This window comes from Paenirhizobium naphthalenivorans, from assembly GCF_007992095.1.
Taxonomy (GTDB): Bacteria; Pseudomonadota; Alphaproteobacteria; order Rhizobiales; family Rhizobiaceae; genus Allorhizobium; species Allorhizobium naphthalenivorans.
The window spans coordinates 26226-42358 of sequence record NZ_BJZP01000003.1; the positions used below are offsets into that span (position 1 = coordinate 26226).

Below are 16133 nucleotides of genomic sequence, written 5' to 3' on the forward strand. Positions count from 1 at the left end.
TCATTCATCCACTGCTGGGTGGCGGTTCTCACGAATCGCCGCCTGAATTGAAATTCGTTCAATAAGAAACGAGCAAGGCTGAACCGTCTTCCCCGTATTTTGGTTCTACACCGAGAATTGCGGCGCTTCTGCGGATAATGTCACCCGCCATGGGCGCGGCCGAGGTGCCGGCCAGTGCGGCGCCGTTACCTTTTTCGGTCTTGGGCTCATCGATGAAGGTGAGCACCACATATTTCGGATCATCAATCGGGAAAGCGGCGAGGAAGGCGTTGAAGTTCTTATCGCGGACGTAGCGACCGTTGACCACCTTGTCGGCGGTGCCGGTCTTGCCGCCGACGTTGAAGCCTTCGACGCGCGCATTACGGCCGGAGCCTTTGACGCCGTTAACCTCAAACAGATAGCGCATGTTCTTGCTCGTGGCGGGCTGGATGACCTGCTTGGCGACCAGATCGGCTTGTTCGCGGGTGCGCGGCAGAAAGGTCGGCTCGATGAGCTTGCCGCCGTTGACCATGGCACTCCCCGCAACCGCGGTTTGGAACGGCGTGGTCGACACGCCGTGTCCGAAGGAAATGGTGATCGAGTTGATCTTCTTCCATTCGCGTGGCTGCGACGGCATTGCCACTTCCGGCAGTTCAGTCTGCACCTTGGTGAGGAGGCCGAGCCGAGTGAGAAATTCCTTGTGGTTTTCGGTTCCGACGAGATCCGCGACCTTGGCGGTGCCGATGTTCGAAGAATACTGGAAGATCTCAGGAATCGTCAGAAACCGGTTCTTGCCGTGGAAATCCTTGATGGTGAAGCCACCGATGCGGATTGGATAGCGGGCGTCGATGCTGTCGTTGATCGACACCTTGCCCTCGTCCAGGCCCATCGCAAGAGTAAAGGTCTTGAAGGTTGACCCCATTTCGAACGTGCCGTTCGTCATGCGGTTGAGCCAGCCTTCCTGCGCGCTCGCAGCCGGATTGTTGGGGTCGAAGTCCGGCAACGACCCCAAGGCCAGCACTTCACCGGTGTGGACATCGAGCACCACAGCCCCGGCACCGAGCGCCTTGAACTTGTCAAGCGCCTGCACCAGAACGTCACGGACGATGTTCTGAACACGCAGATCGATCGACAGCCTGACTGGTTCGAGCGGCGTGTCGCTCGTCATGCCGAGGGCGCGCAGGTCCGCAAGGCCCTGGTTATCGATATATTTCTCCATCCCGGTCATGCCGCGATTGTCGATGTTCACATAGCCGACGATGTGCGAAGCGGTCGTGCCGCCGGGATAGAAGCGACGCTTCTCCGGCCTGAAGCCGATCCCCGGAATGCCAAGCGCCAGCACCTGACTCTGCTGCTTGGGGGTAAGCTGGCGGCGCAGCCACTGGAAATGCGAATTGGGGTTGGAGAGCTTCTTGTATGTACCCTTGATGTCGAGATCGGTGAGCACGGTCGCCAGTTTCTCGACCGCCTCGTCCGGATCGACGATCTTGTGCGGTTCGGCAAACAGCGAGACGGTGCGGATGTCGGTCGCAAGAACCTCGCCGTTACGATCCAGGATGTCTGGACGCGACGCCATCAGTCGATCGGCCGGCAGAATGCTCGATGTCACTTCCGGCTGGGCATAACCGTATTGCACGAGACGACCGCCAATGACGGCATAGGCCACGACGAAACCGGCGATCATCATGCCGACACGCTTGCGGGCGAGTTCCGCCTTGCGCTTGCCGGTCCCCGTGAAGGCGGCACCGTTGATCGTCGCCCCGCCGCGCTGCACATCGGTCGAGAAATGCGCCCGGCTCTTCAACACCATGATTCGTGACAGGAAAGTCATCAGCGCCTCACCGATCCGGTTGTGATGAGATCCTTGACGGGATCCTTGCCCTGCCCACCCTCAGCCACTTCCGGCTTCGGCAGCTGATCCTTCCGCATCGGCAATTCGACCGGACGCACCAACTGTTCGGGAGCGGTGGGCTGGAGCTGCAATTCTTCGCCATAGACATTGATCAGGCGCTGCAACCGGTTAGGCTGGGTCAACAGCGCCCAGTCAGCCTTGAGCAGGTCGATCGTATCCTTCTCGAGCTTGATCTCGGCTTCGAGGCGCCGGACCTCCTCGAGTCTGTTATCGGTGTGATGTTTGATCTGGTAGGTAACGGCCGCAGCTGCGGCCATGGAACCAATCAGCAAAAAATCGAAGGGCCTAATCATCGGTCAAACTCCGATCTTTTCGAGGCTTGCGAGATCCGGCAGATCGAAGATCGACATGTCGGGGCGCTCGGCCGGCGCGATGGTTCGCAATCCCGCCCGCAATTTGGCCGAGCGCGCCCGCGGATTGATCTCCGCTTCTGCCTCGCTCGCAACGACCATCGGCTTGCCAATCGGCTCGAAGGTTGCCGCCCGCTCGTGTACCATCGGCAGATGCCTGGAGCCGGCGGCCTTGCCGGAACGCTCGGAGAAGAATTTCTTGACAATCCTGTCCTCCAGCGAATGGAAGGTGACAACCACCAGCCGCCCGCCGGGCTTCAACGACTGTTCGGCAGCGAAAAGCGCCTGCGCAAGCTCGCCGAGTTCGTCATTGACAAAGACCCGCAGCGCCTGAAAGACGCGGGTCGCCGGATGAATCTTGTCCTTGGCCTTACGCGGAGTGACGATTTCGATCAGCCCGGCGAGATCGCGCGTGGTCTGGAAAGGCTCCTTGGCCCGCCGCTTCTCAATGGCGCGAGCGATACGCCCGGCCTGCTTCTCTTCGCCAAGAAAGCCGAAAATGCGGATGAGATCGCCGACCTTGGCGCGATTGACCACATCGGCGGCGGAAACACCGGTACCTGACATGCGCATGTCGAGCGGCCCGTTCTTCTGAAAGGAAAAGCCGCGTTCGGCCTCATCGATTTGCATGGAGGACACACCGATATCGAGCACGACACCATCAAGCCCGCCTTCCGGGGCGTAGTCCGCCAGATGAGAAAACTGCGTGTGATGGAGCGTCAGATGGCCACCATGCGCCGCGACAAGCGCCTGCCCAGCGGCAATAGCGGTCGGATCGCGGTCAAGCGCGACGACATCAGCACCCGCCCTCAGGATCGCCGTCGTGTAACCGCCGGCACCAAAAGTACCATCGAGAATAACCTTGCCCGCACCCGGTTCGAGCGCCGCCAGAACCTCGGCAAGGAGGACCGGAATGTGGCGAACCGGTCCGCCACCGGCATCAGAAGAACCTCCGCCTGGATTCGCCACCATTCCGTTTCCCCGTATTATGAAGTTTGCAGGCCCCGTAGCCTGCGCCCTTCCCTTGCCGCCGCCTGCGCCTCGTGAAACGCCTGCGGCTGCCAAAGCTGAAAATGATCCGATCGCCCGACGAAGCAGACCTCCGTCGTGATACCGGTGAAGCCCCGAACAAAATCCGTAACCATAAGACGCCCCTCGGCGTCGAGCTTCATGAAGACGCCGCCACCATGAACCAGCAGCGACATCTCGTTGCCCTCGCGCGCAAACGGATCTTCCACCGAAATCTGCCGCTCGTAGCGCTCCAGCAACTCCGGCCCACCGATACTGATGGCCGGAAAGACGAAATCCTGGATGCAGTAGAGCTCCTGAATATCGCGCTGAGCAAGAACAGCACGGAACGCCGCAGGTACGGAAACCCGCCCCTTCGCATCGATCCTGTTTATCGCATTGGACAGGAAGCGGCTCATGACAATCGACCGCACTCCCTTCTGCCAGAAGGCGTCCCGACCGCCTCCGCGAACTCAACGCCACTCGTACTGCCGAACCGACACCGAGAACCGAAAGCCACACCTGAGCCCCGGCGACCGATCCGCTTTCGACTGCGATTTCCGGAGCCTTGATCGACCCCTCAACGGTACGATTATGGGATAACATGGGAATATATGGGCGTCAATGGGACAGAGGCTTCACAACCCCGCAAGGGATTCGAATATTGATAAGCGGTTAGGCTTAACGAATGGTTAGAAACGCCTGTCGCATCAACGCCTTCTCACGCTCGAACCGAAGCGAATCCGAACGCCGGCGATCCGCGATTGCGGCGCCTTTTCAAAGGATTGCGCTTTTCGCTGAACAAGGCGGCGCACAGCACCGAGCCTCGAAGAAAAAACGCCAGTTGGCCTGTAAGCCGGGTTCTGTATGGCCCCGGTTTCCCGGAACGTGGCAGCCATTCATCTGGGACAGCGTTTGCACGCTGCCTCACGCAACCCACCCGGATGACTGGCCCGGAAACAGGCTGTGGCCGCGCTTGCGCGCGACCCGCGTCATCCCTATTCGGTCTTGCTCCCGGTGGGGTTTACCGTGCCGTCCCTGTCGCCAGCGACGCGGTGGGCTCTTACCCCACCCTTTCACCCTTACCTCGCAAGCGAGGCGGTTTGCTTTCTGTGGCACTTTCCCTGAGGTCACCCCCGCCGGACGTTATCCGGCACCGTGTTTCCGTGGAGCCCGGACTTTCCTCACCCTACCGCCTTTCGGCATTGGTAAAGCGCGGCTGCCCGGCCAACTGGCACCGCGTGCATAAACGAGACACCCGGCGATTGCCACAAAAAACGGGTGCGCCACGAAAGGCCATTCGCGGATGGTGAACGATCAGCGGAAGGCGGGCTCGAACACCGCACCGTAGACATCGCTTTCAAGGTCTCCTCCGAGCAGCAGTTCGGCGCCCAATCGGCCGATCTCGTCGGAACTCTTGGCCGCAGCGCCGCAGCCGCCCGTTAGCACCGCGACGCGGTCACTGGCAAAGCCGATGGCAGGATAACCGGTCGGCGTAAACGTTGTGACGCAAGCCGCCATGCTGAGCGGAGCGGCGGCAAGGGCGGGAATAAGTCCCCCAATGATTCGCTTGAGGTGATCTCGCGTACCCTGCCGCCCCCCGCTTCTGAACCAGGCGCGGATCTCGGGCTCGCTGGCCAGCCGATAGTCGTCCGGATCGCCACCGATCTTGAGATAGATCTTGCCGTCCGGATAGCGGACCGGCGGCAGCAGGTAGATATGGTCAAGCGGTTCGTCGGGTTGGTGAATCAGCGAGGGCATCCCGGCATAGCGAACGAGTTCATCGTCCGCGATCTCGAAGAAGGCGACGGTGCGTGCAAAGACCGACAGATCGACAGGTTTCGGCAAGAGATTCTCCGCAATGGAAAATCCACCCGCCGCCACCAGAACCTTATCGGCGATGACCTCCCGCCCCTCGGAGGTCGCCACCAGCACGCCATCGGCCATCTCACGCATACTGACGACAGTCTCGGAAATCACCTTCGCGCCAGCCTTGCGCGCCAGCACCGATTGCGCCTCGACCAGACGACGCGGATTGACATAGCCGGCGCCGGCCGCCTCGTAGACGCCCTCGCAGCCGGTACCCAGGGAGAAATAAGGGAAACGGTCGGCCAGCTCGGCTGCACCGAGCAGTGCGACATCGGCCCCCACCCGCTCGGCCGCATCGCAGATGTCAGCGACATAGGGATCACCCCCTCCACGCTTCGGTCCGACCATCAGGCAACCGGTCTCGTCAAAGAAGTCTATGCCGCTGTCCTTGGCGATCGCGCCGTAACGGGCGATCGAGCGCTTGGCGAGCAGCGCCCAGACTGGATCACTATCAATCGTGCGGGTAATTCTGGCCTCGTCGTAATGACTGGCGAACACGCCTGTATGCCGGGCGAGATCCTTCGGTTCGTCAGGACCGATCAGTGCCACACCGTCCGATTTCCCGGCAAGGTGGCGGGTCGCCGCCGCTCCCATCATGCCTCGGCCGATAATGATGTACCTGTACCTCTCAGCCATACCTGTCCCCTGTCGCAGCGCCGACGATAGGTTTTCCAGATCAAGGCCTTGTCGACAAGTACGGAATCACTCTCTGAAGGGCGCCCGACGTGAATTCCATCGCAAGATCGGCACCAGGCCGTTCACCTTCGACAAACCCGCACTCACGGAGGTCATCGGATTCACTTGAACATCCTGAAGCGTCCCAGCTGCCTTGTCCGCGCCGCAACGTACCGCCGGCCTGTGAAAGGGCGGCCGGAAAACACAACACTCCCGGCCCGCCTTGAGACTACGAGGCGATCAGCGCCAGCACCTTGCCGCAATAGCGCTTGGAGACCGGGTTCATACGCTTGGCCGCATGACCAGCATTGTACTTGAGGATGGTGGTGCAGGTTTTTCCGTTACCCAGCTCATGCGCCATCGACAGGTACTTCATGCCGTAGCGAATATTGGTCTCCGGATCGTAGAGTCCTTTGGCCGAACCGGAATAGCCCATCATCCGTGCCGTTGACGGCTTGATCTGCATCAGACCGATCTCGCCGGCACTGCCATGGGCCTTGGGATTGAAATTGCTCTCGACCCGCACGACTGCATGGGCAAGCGCCACCGGCACACCGTAGGACTTCGCGTATTTGGAGATGATCTGTGTATAGGGGCTTTTCGAGAAGGAGGGAGCCACGGGATATCCCGCCTCGCGCTCCACAGTCTTCAGCTTGGCCCTGAAAGTGGTCGCCTCCCCGCCGGCAGACACGCCGATCGTCGAGGACAAAAGAATACCTAGGCATGCCGCAGCAGCAACAATTCGCTTCATCATAAAAAAGTCAGTCTCCGAACCAGTAGGGCATGGCGGACGTCCTTGAAGGACGCAAATCTTCTCCGTTCGCCCACCGCTTACCGGTCAGGCGCCGCACCTGCGCTCATCGTTGATATTTGCGATCACCGCCCGCAAAACAGGCTGTTGTGCCGCCGTTCAGTGGGTTCTTTAGAGCCGTGAAATTGGGAATTGATGTGGCAATGCAACAAATTGCGGTTTCGCGCGTTATAGCGGCCGCCCAAAAGGCGATCGCTTTGCCCCCTGATTTCAGGCGTATCGCGGCAGCGTTGATAGCAGGCGATGCAGGGTCTCGATGGTCGACATGTCGGCGATCCCATCGACCCGCTCAGGGCGAAAATGACGCTGGAAAGCCGCCACGGCTCCCTCGGTTTTTTCGGAATATTCTCCGGTAATATCAACATCGTAGCCGTAGAGCGACAACATCGACTGCAGGGCTTCTACCGGCTGACCATGGTCGCCCTTGTGAAAGAACCGCCCTCCCTGCACCGGCACTGGCTCGACCCAATGGCCGACGCCCGCCGAATGGAGCCGTCCCCAAGGGAAATTTTCACCCGGATCGACCTTGCGGATCGGAGCCACATCGGAGTGCGCCAACACCCGTTCCGGAGCGATTTCGAGCCTGCGGCCGCAATCGCGACACAATTCGATGACCGCTTCGATCTGCCGATCAGGAAAAACCGGCAATCCGGCCGGATGGCCCGCATTAGCGATCTCGATACCGATTGAACGGGAATTGATGTCGTTCTCGCCCGCCCAGAAGCTCTTTCCCGCATGCCAGGCGCGCCGCTCCTCCGGCACCATCTGAACGACGCGACCATCCTCGTGAACGAAATAGTGACTTGAGACCTGACTCTCCGGATTGCAAAGCCAGGCGAGCGCGCCGTCATGCTCGGCCATTCCGGTATAGTGCAGAATTATCATGTCGGGCCGACATCCGCCGACGCGCTCGCCATGATTGGGCGATGGCCGGACGTCGGCGCCGGCGAAATCGGCGATGAATGGCTTCATGCGGCGCGGCGCTCTTTCTCGATCGCCGAATAAGCGGCATTAAGCTTGGCCATACGGTGATGAGCGACCGCATGGAATTCCGACGGCACGCCACGGGCGTGCAGCCGGTCTGGATGATGCTCTGCCGCAAGCGCGCGATAGCGCTTGCGGATCGTGGCGAAATCATCGGAGCGCTGAACGCCCAGTACCCCGTAGGGATCGCCGTCCAGATGGACGTGCCGCTCGATGATCGCCTGGAAACGCTCCTCGGATATGCCGAAGATCTCCGCGATACGCGACAGGAAGTCCATTTCCTTCTCATGCACCAGACCGTCGGCCTTGGCGATGTGGAACAGCGCATCAATGATGTCTTCCAGCACCGGACAGTAACTGTCGCAAGTGCGGCATAGCCTGGCAAGCTTCTCGGCATAGGCTTCGAAACCGGCGACATCCTGGCGCGCGAGGTTATAGAGGCGAGCAACGTTTTTCGCCTCGGCTTCAGGAAAATCGAAAATGCTGCGGAAGGCATCGACCTCAGCCGTGGTCACCACACCGTCCGCCTTCGCCATCTTGGCGGAGAGAGCGATGATTGCCACGGAAAAAGAAACACGACGCCGCGTTTCCGGGTCACCTTCGAAGACGGTGCGCACCGCCTCGACCATACCCGACAGGACACTGCCCGCCGCATCGCCGATAGCGCCCAGCAGACGATCCCACAACGACGAAATCTGTTCGCAGGCGAAATCGAAAATCATGAAAGAGCTTGACCAAATATCGCTGCGAAAAGCAAGCCGAGCCGGCCTCCTGCGACATTAAACTTTCTTCACCTTCGGTTGCGAAATGCTGAATCCGCAAGGGGAATGACCATACCGGCGGCATCGGCGCCCATCGGCCATCTCTCGGATTGATTTGGACTATTCCTGTCGCTCATGCGACCACCGGCGCCCTTACTCCCAGCGGAGCCCGCATGAAACCGGCAATCTCCTCACCCGCGCTCGGGCTCATTCTCGGCGCTATCGGCGTCACCATCTTCGGGCTCACCCTGCCGATGACGCGGATCGCGCTCACCGGATTCTCCCCGCTGTTCATCACCTTCGGGCGCGCGGTCATCGCCTCGGCCGTAGCCGGAATGACTCTGTTCGCGCTCGGCAAGCGCTGGCCCAAAGGCGCCTTTCCGGCTCTTTTCCTGGCTGGCCTCTGTCTTGTCTTCGGCTTTCCGATCTTCTCCTCCATCGCCATGCAGAGCCTGCCGGCCGCCCATGGCGGGGTTGTGCTCGGCCTGCTGCCCCTCTTGACCTCCATCTTCGCCATCATCGTCGACGGCGAACGGCCGAGCCCGTTATTCTGGTTCTGCGGCATCGCCGGAGCGGCGCTGGTGGTCGCCTTCTCCGCCCGCCAGAGCGGCTTTCAGATCGGGAGCGGCGATCTGTGGCTTGTCGCCTCCGTCATCTCCGCTTCGCTCGGCTACGTGCTCTCCGCCCGGCTCACACGCCGGCTGTCGGGCCGGGAGGTCATTTCCTGGGCCCTGGTCATCATGATGCCCCTGTCACTCACCGGCGCGGCACTGACCTTCTCAATCGGGGTGACATCCCCGAGCCATGCGGCGATCGGCGCCCTCGCCTATCACGGCCTGCTGTCGATGTTCGGCGGCTTCGTCTTCTGGAATGCCGGGCTGGCGATCGGCGGGATTTCACGCGTCGCGCAAATCCAGTTGATGCAGACTTTCGTCACGCTTCTCTTTTCCACAATCCTGCTCGGCGAACATATCGGCATTGAAACGATTATATTCGCCGTTGCCGTGGCATTCGTTGTGTGGCTGGGGCGAAAGGCCCGTATTTCCTGAACTTTTCGCTTTACACCCTCCTCCGACTGTCGCATCCATTCGCCCGGAAAAGCTGAATGACAACGGTGCCCGAGGCGGTGCCGAAGGAGGATCGATGGCCAAACAGAAAGTTGCAATGTTGACCGCCGGAGGCCTGGCGCCCTGCCTTTCGTCCGCTGTTGGCGGACTGATCGAGCGCTATACCGACATCGCGCCCGAGATCGAAATGATAGCCTATCGCTCCGGCTATCAGGGCGTGCTGCTCGGCGATAGCATCGAGATCACCAAGGAGATGCGCGAGAAGGCCCACCTCCTGCACCGCTACGGCGGCTCCCCGATTGGCAACAGCCGTGTCAAGCTGACCAATGCCGCCGACTGCGCCAAGCGCGGTCTGACGAAGGAAGGCGACAATCCGCTGCGGATTGCAGCCGAGCGCCTGGCCGAGGACGGGGTCACCATCCTCCATACTATTGGTGGCGACGATACCAACACGACAGCGGCTGACCTTGCAGCCTACCTTGGCGCCAACGGTTACAACCTGACCGTCGTCGGCCTGCCGAAAACCGTCGACAATGACGTTGTGCCGATCAAGCAGACCCTCGGTGCCTGGACGGCCGCCGAAGTCGGCGCCCGCTTCTTCGACCACGTCTCCAACGAGCAGAGCGCCGCACCGCGCACGCTGGTCATCCATGAAGTCATGGGCCGCCATTGCGGCTGGCTGACCGCCGCAACCGCTCGCGCCTACATCAACCGCACTCGCAACAATGAATATGTCGAGGGCTTGATGATGAACACCGAACTCAAGAACATCGACGGCCTCTACCTGCCGGAAACCCATTTCGACCTCGAAGCCGAGGCCGATCGACTGAAGGAAATCATGGACAAGAGCGGCTACGTGACGCTTTTCGTCTCGGAAGGCGCCTGCCTCCAGGAAATCGTCGCCGACCGGGAAGCCGCCGGCGAGGAAGTCAAGCGCGACGCCTTCGGCCATGTGAAAATCGACACGATCAATGTCGGCAGCTGGTTCCAGAAGCACTTTGCCAAGCTTTTGAAGGCTGACCGTTCGATGGTGCAGAAGTCGGGCTATTATGCCCGCTCCGCCCCGGCCAACTACGAGGATCTGCGCCTGATCCAGAGCATGGTCGATCTGGCCGTCGAAAGCGGCCTCAACAAGGTGTCCGGCGTCACTGGGCATGACGAGGACCAGGGCGGCAGGCTGCGCACGATCGAGTTCCCGCGCATCAAGGGCGGAAAGGCCTTCGATCTCAACACCCCGTGGTTCCATGAGGTCATGGACTACATGGGCCAGAAATTCCACCCGGCCAATTGACGCCACGGGCGAAAGCTGGCTTGCTACTTCAGGTGGAGGAGTAGGACCGATGTCAATTGAGACCTGGCTGGCTTTCGCCGCTGTTTCGGTGGTATTTCTGGCGTCGCCGAACCGCCTGACAATGCTTGTCGTGCGTTACGCACGGGGACAGGGCCGAAAATCGGTGCTGGCCACGCTACCCGCGTTGATCTTCGGTGTACTTGTCGTCATGGGCGCGGCGCTGCTGGCGCTGACCGTCTTGGACGACATTGTCCCGGAGATTCTCGATCCGGTGCGCTGGGTCGGCCCCGCCTACCTCCTCTTTGTGCTGATCCGCCTCTGGCGTAGCCCTGGCAGCCGTGCGCCCGTGGCGGACAACGACAACCTGCCGGAGGACAAGCCGCTGCGAATCATGCGCCATGCCTTCGCGGCAAGCGCGCTCGATCGGTGGAATTATGTTCTCGCCGTCGCCGTGTTGACACAATTCATGCCCTTGCCCGCCCCTGCGCTTGACCATGCGCTGTGGCTTGTCGGGGTGTTCCTTGCTCTCGCTGTTTCCATCTGGATCCTCGCGGCACTTGCCGCTCCGCGCATCCACAGCCATATGCGCCGGCGCATTCCAAAGGGCGTAACCAGCCCGCGTCACCATCCAGTGCTGATCGCGTCGGGCTCGGTGACTGCGGGCTATCGCAAGATTGCCGCCTGACACCCTGGTCAGCTTGCCGCAATTTAGCCCATCCATTATGACAGTTGAATGTTCATGGAGGGCGCCCGCTTCGCTTGTCGCCTTGGGATAAATCGGAAGAATCGGCATGATCGCGAAAAGAGACCACGGATTGCACCTCGGCCTCGCAGCCGTCCTCCTTGCCACCCTGGCCGGCTGCACCAGCGGCATGGAAGATGCAGCGAAGCAGGAGCTGAAGGCCAATCCGGTCGCTGGCACTGCCGTCCAGACGCAGCAACAGCAACAGGCAGCGATTGCGGCAAGCACACTTCCGGCCCCTGTTGACCCTAATGCTCCTGTCGTTCCTGCGCCAATCATTCCTGGAACAACCACCGTCGCCCCGATTCCAACCTTCAAGGCAGTCGCGCTTGCAGCATCCGGGGCGACGCCTGCCGCGATGGCGATGGCCGCTGGCCAGGAGAACGTCGCCATCCAGACCGCGGCCATGCCTGCATCCGGGAATGCCGTGACGACGCTGCCAATGTCGACGGATACGGCCGACCCCGCAGTCCTGCCAGCCGAGGTGACCGCACAACAGGCGATTGTTCCGCTGGCCAAACCGGGCACCGATGCGCTGGCCTATGCCGCCCCTTCCGCCGCCACATCGCTGTCCGCCCTCGACAGCCAGTTCGACGTCACCTCGCCCCGCCCGGTCCCGGGAATCAACCCGATCCAGCCTGCGACCTCAGGTCCGACCGTCATCAACGCGCTCATCAAGAAATACGCCGCGATCTATCAGGTGCCGGAAGCCCTGATCCACCGCGTCGTCAATCGCGAAAGCACCTACAAGCCGACAGCCTATAACAACGGCCATTACGGGCTGATGCAGATCAAGTACGCGACAGCCAAATCGATGGGTTACGAAGGCCCGGCGTCTGGTTTGTTCGATGCCGAAACCAATCTGAAATATGCGATCAAATACCTGAAGGGCGCCTGGCTCGTCGCCGACAAGGACCATGACGGCGCGGTGCGCCATTATGCCCGCGGTTTCTATTACGACGCAAAGCGCAAAGGCATGCTGCACGTACTCCAGCCCGGCTTCATGTAAGCCCCTCTGCCGATGATCGTGACGCAAAGCTTCGCCATACGGGTCGCTCAGCGCAGCGCGTCAGCAAGCGCCTTCACCAGTTTTTGCGGCCGATAGCCGAGCTTTGAAGGCGTGAGGCCCATGCGCACCACGACCAGCCGCTCGGATGGCATGACCGCGACGACCTGTCCGTCGTGCCCCTGAAGCCAGAAAGTATCGGGATTCAGGCCAAACCGCTCGTCCGGCTCGTCGCCCGGCCCGACATCCCAAGCCTGGATCTCCGTATAGCGTCCACCGGAAGCGACGGTCGGCCGTCGTATCGCCGCGACAAAGCCTTCCGGCAGCAGCCGTTTTCCGTTCCACACACCGTCTTCGACCAGAAATTGCCCGAACCGCGCCCAGTCCCGCGCGGTCGCGTAGAGGTAGGAACTGCCAACGAAAGTACCAACGGAATCGGCCTCGAGCACGGCGCTTCTCATGCCGAGCGGGTCAAACAGCGCCGCGCGGGGATAGGCCAGCGCGGCGGCCTTGTCAGGGAGCCTGCTCATCCATATCCGCGACAAGAGAACGCTTGAGCCGGAGGAATAGTTGAAAGTCTCGCCCGGCTTAGCCACGATCGGCTTGTCCATACTGAAAGCCGCCATGTCCGGCTCGAGATAGAGCATACGGGTCACGTCGGTGACATCACCATAGTCCTCGTTGAACTCAAGGCCGCTCTCCATCGCCAGCAGATCGCGCAAACGGATTGCCGCATGCGGCCCCTCACTCCATTGCGGCAGAAGCCGATCATCGTCGAGGCCGAGCCGGCCATCCACCACGAGATGACCGATGATCGCGCCCGTGACCGTCTTGGCCATCGACCAGCCGAGCAGCGGCGTCGAGGCGGAGAACCCCTCCCCATAGACCTCACCAACGATCCGCCCATCCTTAACAGCGACAACAGCACGCATGCCAGGACCGACGAGGGCCGGATCGGCCAGCAGCGCGGCAATTCGTCTGTCAGCCGCATCAACCGCCTCCCCTTGTGGCCAGGGGCTGGCGGGATCGACCTGGGATGAAGTCGGGACTGTCGGCACACCGACCGCCATCGCCGCCCTTACGTCTCCATCCGGCACGCTGGCGCAACCGAGACCTTCGCGATAGACAGCGATGCTTGGGGCGAAGACGCCGAGCATCCGCGCAGTCACCGTATGGTCGGCCGTATCGACCACAACACCAACCAGCCGGAGCAACGGATGGCCGGGCGCCTGAACGTCGAGCGCCAGCACCTCCTGCGGATCACGCCCGGCGAGAAAGGCATTGGAACAGACCATTTTCGCAGCGTAGCCTGTGCCAACGCGCAGCAGGTCCGGGGGAGCAATCAGGAGCCAGCCGCTGGCTCCCGCCAGCACCACGACGACGGCTAGCGCCAGCCCCTTCAGTATCTTCCTCAGCAATCGCATTTGGCTCCCCTCCATCGAACTGCCGGCCATGCAAGCAAAAATTGTCGGCAAGCGAAAGCCAGAAAGCCTCGGGCCTTAGCGCCTGCACACCGCTTTATCCACCGCACGCTGGAGGCTGAGCGCCGTTCGCCGGGTTCTACCAACGCCCGCGCGCGTACGAACAGGCCGCGTCATCAAACTGTAGCAGTGCCCGGCTACACGCCATCAACGTTCAATGGATGGCTGACAAAGATGACCGATGTTGCCCCTGATGCCGGCTTTCGCAAGAACCACAAGCTGAAGAATGCCCTGTTGCAGCACAAGCCGTTGAGCCGCGACGGCCTGTCGGAAAGGTTGTTTGAACTGCTGTTTTCCGGACTTGTCTATGCGCAGATCTGGGAGGACCCGGAAGTCGACATGGAAGCCATGGAGCTGGCCGAGGGCCATTCGATCGTGACGATCGGCTCCGGCGGCTGCAACATGCTCGCCTACCTCACCCGCCATCCGTCACACATCGACGTGGTCGACCTCAATCCCAATCATGTTGCCCTGAATCGGCTCAAACTCGCCGCCTTCCGCCATCTGCCGGATCACGAAACGGTCGTGCGTAAGTTCGCCGGCGAAAGGAACCGCACCAACAGCCGCAACTTCGACCGCTATATCGCCCCCAATCTGGACGCCTCCACGCGCGCCTATTGGAACCGACGCCGCATCGACGGCAAACGCCGGATCGCCGCCTTCGACGGCAATTTCTGCCGCACCGGCCTGCTAGGCCGCTTCATCGGCGCGGGTCATCTGATGGCGCGCCTGCATGGCGTCGATCTGACCGAGATCGTCGAGACGAAATCCCTGCGCGATCAGCGCCACTTCTTCGATACGCGCATTGCGCCGCTGTTTGAAAAGCCGCTGGTCCGCTGGATGACCAGTCGCAAAAGTTCGCTCTTCGGCCTGGGCATTCCACCACAGCAATATGACGAACTGGCCAGCCTTTCGGGAGGCGGCACGATCGCCCCGGTGCTTCGTCATCGGCTGGAAAAGCTGACCTGCCACTTTCCGCTGAAGGAAAACTATTTCGCCTGGCAGGCCTTTGTCCGACGCTATCCGCAGCCGCACGAGGGTTTGCTGCCGACCTATCTGCAGGAGAAAAACTATCCGGCGATCCGCGCCAACGCCGACCGCGTGACCGTCCACCACGCAAACTTCACCGAGCTTCTGAAGGTGAAGCCCGCCGAAAGCGTCGATCGCTACATCCTGCTGGACGCGCAGGACTGGATGAATGACGCGCAACTCAACGACCTATGGGGCGAAATCACCCGGACAGCGGCCCCTGACGCACGCGTCATCTTCCGCACCGCCGCTGAAAAGAGCGTGCTCGACGGCCGTCTCTCCGACGCGCTGCTTGACCAGTGGACCTACCATGCCGGGCGCTCCGAGGAACTGAACAAGCGTGACCGCTCGGCGATCTACGGCGGCTTCCACATATACGAAAGGAAGGCCTGATGGCCCTCGGTTCGACCGAGCCGCAGCTCGACCGCGACCATGCCGCGCGCATGGACGGCATGTATCGCTACCAGCGCCACATCTACGACCTGACGCGGAAATACTATCTGTTCGGCCGCGACCGGATGATTGCGCGCCTTGATGTGCCGCGCGACGGCTCCCTGTTGGAAGTCGGCTGCGGCACTGGCCGCAATCTGTTGCTGGCCCACCGGATCTATCCAACGGCCCGGCTTCACGGCCTCGACATATCCGCGGAGATGCTAGTCTCGGCCAGGGCCAATTTTCGTGGCATGCCGGTCATGCCGAAGCTGGAGGTGGCCGACGCCACGGCCTTTACCCCGACCGTGTTCGGCGTCGAGGGTTTTGACCGCGTCATGATCTCCTATGCGCTCTCGATGATCCCCGATTGGGAGAAAGCGATCGACGCATCGCTTGCGGCCCTGAGACCCGGTGGATCGCTGCACATCGTCGATTTTGGCCAGCAGGAAGGCCTTCCAGGCTGGTCACGCCGCATGCTGCAAGGTTGGCTCGCCCGATTCCACGTGACCCCGCGCGCGACGCTTCAGGCGGTACTCGGGGCCAAGGCCGAGATGGTCAAGGGGAGTCTGGAGTTCGAGCCGATCGGGCGTGGCTACGCCTGGCATGCGGTGATTCGCATCTGAATTGCATAAGGCCAGTTGAAAATAACCGATAATTAAGGATGATGGACGCACAAAGAGGTTTGCGCCTCTCTTGTAACTTGTGCGCGCGCCGCATCAGGGGCTTAAACCCAGAA

Annotated in this window: 15 protein-coding genes and 1 other RNA gene; 6 read left to right on the top strand and 10 right to left on the bottom strand. The window is 61.2% G+C overall.

The genetic code is table 11. The features are described 5' to 3' along the window. Positions 1-58: 58 nt before the first annotated feature. The 9 genes from RNA01_RS03645 to RNA01_RS03685 form a co-directional block, all read right to left on the bottom strand. Positions 59-1810: a peptidoglycan D,D-transpeptidase FtsI family protein gene (locus tag RNA01_RS03645; RefSeq protein WP_147178607.1), complete on the bottom strand. Its 1752-nt coding sequence runs from the start codon at positions 1808-1810 to the stop codon at positions 59-61. After that, positions 1810-2184 (bottom strand): cell division protein FtsL, encoded by a 375-nt coding sequence (gene ftsL, locus RNA01_RS03650; protein WP_147178608.1) that lies wholly within the window; start codon positions 2182-2184, stop codon positions 1810-1812. The genes RNA01_RS03645 and ftsL overlap by 1 nt, the downstream gene beginning before the upstream one ends. Positions 2185-2187: 3 nt before the next feature. Further along, positions 2188-3213 (bottom strand): 16S rRNA (cytosine(1402)-N(4))-methyltransferase RsmH, encoded by a 1026-nt coding sequence (gene rsmH / locus RNA01_RS03655; RefSeq protein ID WP_147178609.1) that lies wholly within the window; start codon positions 3211-3213, stop codon positions 2188-2190. A 14-nt stretch (positions 3214-3227) separates the two neighbouring features. Next, positions 3228-3668, bottom strand: a complete 441-nt coding sequence (gene mraZ, locus RNA01_RS03660; protein WP_147178610.1) for a division/cell wall cluster transcriptional repressor MraZ — start codon at positions 3666-3668, stop codon at positions 3228-3230. 417 nt (positions 3669-4085) lie between these two features. Beyond that, an RNA gene (gene rnpB / locus RNA01_RS03665) (RNase P RNA component class A) lies at positions 4086-4484 on the bottom strand. Between the two features lie 82 nt (positions 4485-4566). Next, positions 4567-5754 (bottom strand): FAD-dependent oxidoreductase, encoded by a 1188-nt coding sequence (locus tag RNA01_RS03670; RefSeq protein WP_147178611.1) that lies wholly within the window; start codon positions 5752-5754, stop codon positions 4567-4569. Between the two features lie 268 nt (positions 5755-6022). Beyond that, entirely contained in the window at positions 6023-6547 is a 525-nt protein-coding gene (locus tag RNA01_RS03675; protein WP_147178612.1) for a lytic transglycosylase domain-containing protein, read from the bottom strand. Between the two features lie 267 nt (positions 6548-6814). Next, positions 6815-7576, bottom strand: a complete 762-nt coding sequence (locus tag RNA01_RS03680; RefSeq protein WP_147178613.1) for an N-acetylmuramoyl-L-alanine amidase — start codon at positions 7574-7576, stop codon at positions 6815-6817. Beyond that, positions 7573-8310 (bottom strand): J domain-containing protein, encoded by a 738-nt coding sequence (locus RNA01_RS03685; protein WP_147178614.1) that lies wholly within the window; start codon positions 8308-8310, stop codon positions 7573-7575. The genes RNA01_RS03680 and RNA01_RS03685 overlap by 4 nt, the downstream gene beginning before the upstream one ends. Before the next feature lie 212 nt (positions 8311-8522). Between RNA01_RS03685 and RNA01_RS03690 the strand changes: the two genes are divergently transcribed. The 4 genes from RNA01_RS03690 to RNA01_RS03705 all read left to right on the top strand — a co-directional run bounded on the left by RNA01_RS03690 (position 8523) and on the right by RNA01_RS03705 (position 12458). Continuing rightward, positions 8523-9398 (top strand): DMT family transporter, encoded by an 876-nt coding sequence (locus RNA01_RS03690; RefSeq protein ID WP_147178615.1) that lies wholly within the window; start codon positions 8523-8525, stop codon positions 9396-9398. Positions 9399-9492: 94 nt separating this feature from the next. After that, entirely contained in the window at positions 9493-10707 is a 1215-nt protein-coding gene (locus RNA01_RS03695) for a pyrophosphate--fructose-6-phosphate 1-phosphotransferase (protein WP_147178616.1), read from the top strand. Positions 10708-10756: 49 nt separating this feature from the next. Continuing rightward, complete coding sequence (locus tag RNA01_RS03700; protein WP_170253345.1) at positions 10757-11392, top strand: LysE family translocator; 636 nt, start codon at positions 10757-10759, stop codon at positions 11390-11392. A 106-nt stretch (positions 11393-11498) separates the two neighbouring features. Beyond that, a complete protein-coding gene (locus tag RNA01_RS03705) occupies positions 11499-12458 on the top strand; it encodes a lytic transglycosylase domain-containing protein (protein ID WP_147178618.1) in 960 nt (319 codons plus the stop codon). A gap of 47 nt (positions 12459-12505) precedes the next feature. Here RNA01_RS03705 and RNA01_RS03710 read toward each other — a convergent pair whose 3' ends face one another. Further along, entirely contained in the window at positions 12506-13879 is a 1374-nt protein-coding gene (locus tag RNA01_RS03710) for a serine hydrolase domain-containing protein (RefSeq protein ID WP_147178619.1), read from the bottom strand. A gap of 231 nt (positions 13880-14110) precedes the next feature. Between RNA01_RS03710 and RNA01_RS03715 the strand changes: the two genes are divergently transcribed. Together RNA01_RS03715 and RNA01_RS03720 are read left to right on the top strand one after the other, a co-directional pair. Next, positions 14111-15358: a BtaA family protein gene (locus RNA01_RS03715; RefSeq protein ID WP_147178620.1), complete on the top strand. Its 1248-nt coding sequence runs from the start codon at positions 14111-14113 to the stop codon at positions 15356-15358. Beyond that, entirely contained in the window at positions 15358-16020 is a 663-nt protein-coding gene (locus RNA01_RS03720; protein WP_147178621.1) for a class I SAM-dependent methyltransferase, read from the top strand. The genes RNA01_RS03715 and RNA01_RS03720 overlap by 1 nt, the downstream gene beginning before the upstream one ends. The last annotated feature ends 113 nt before the right edge of the window (positions 16021-16133 follow it).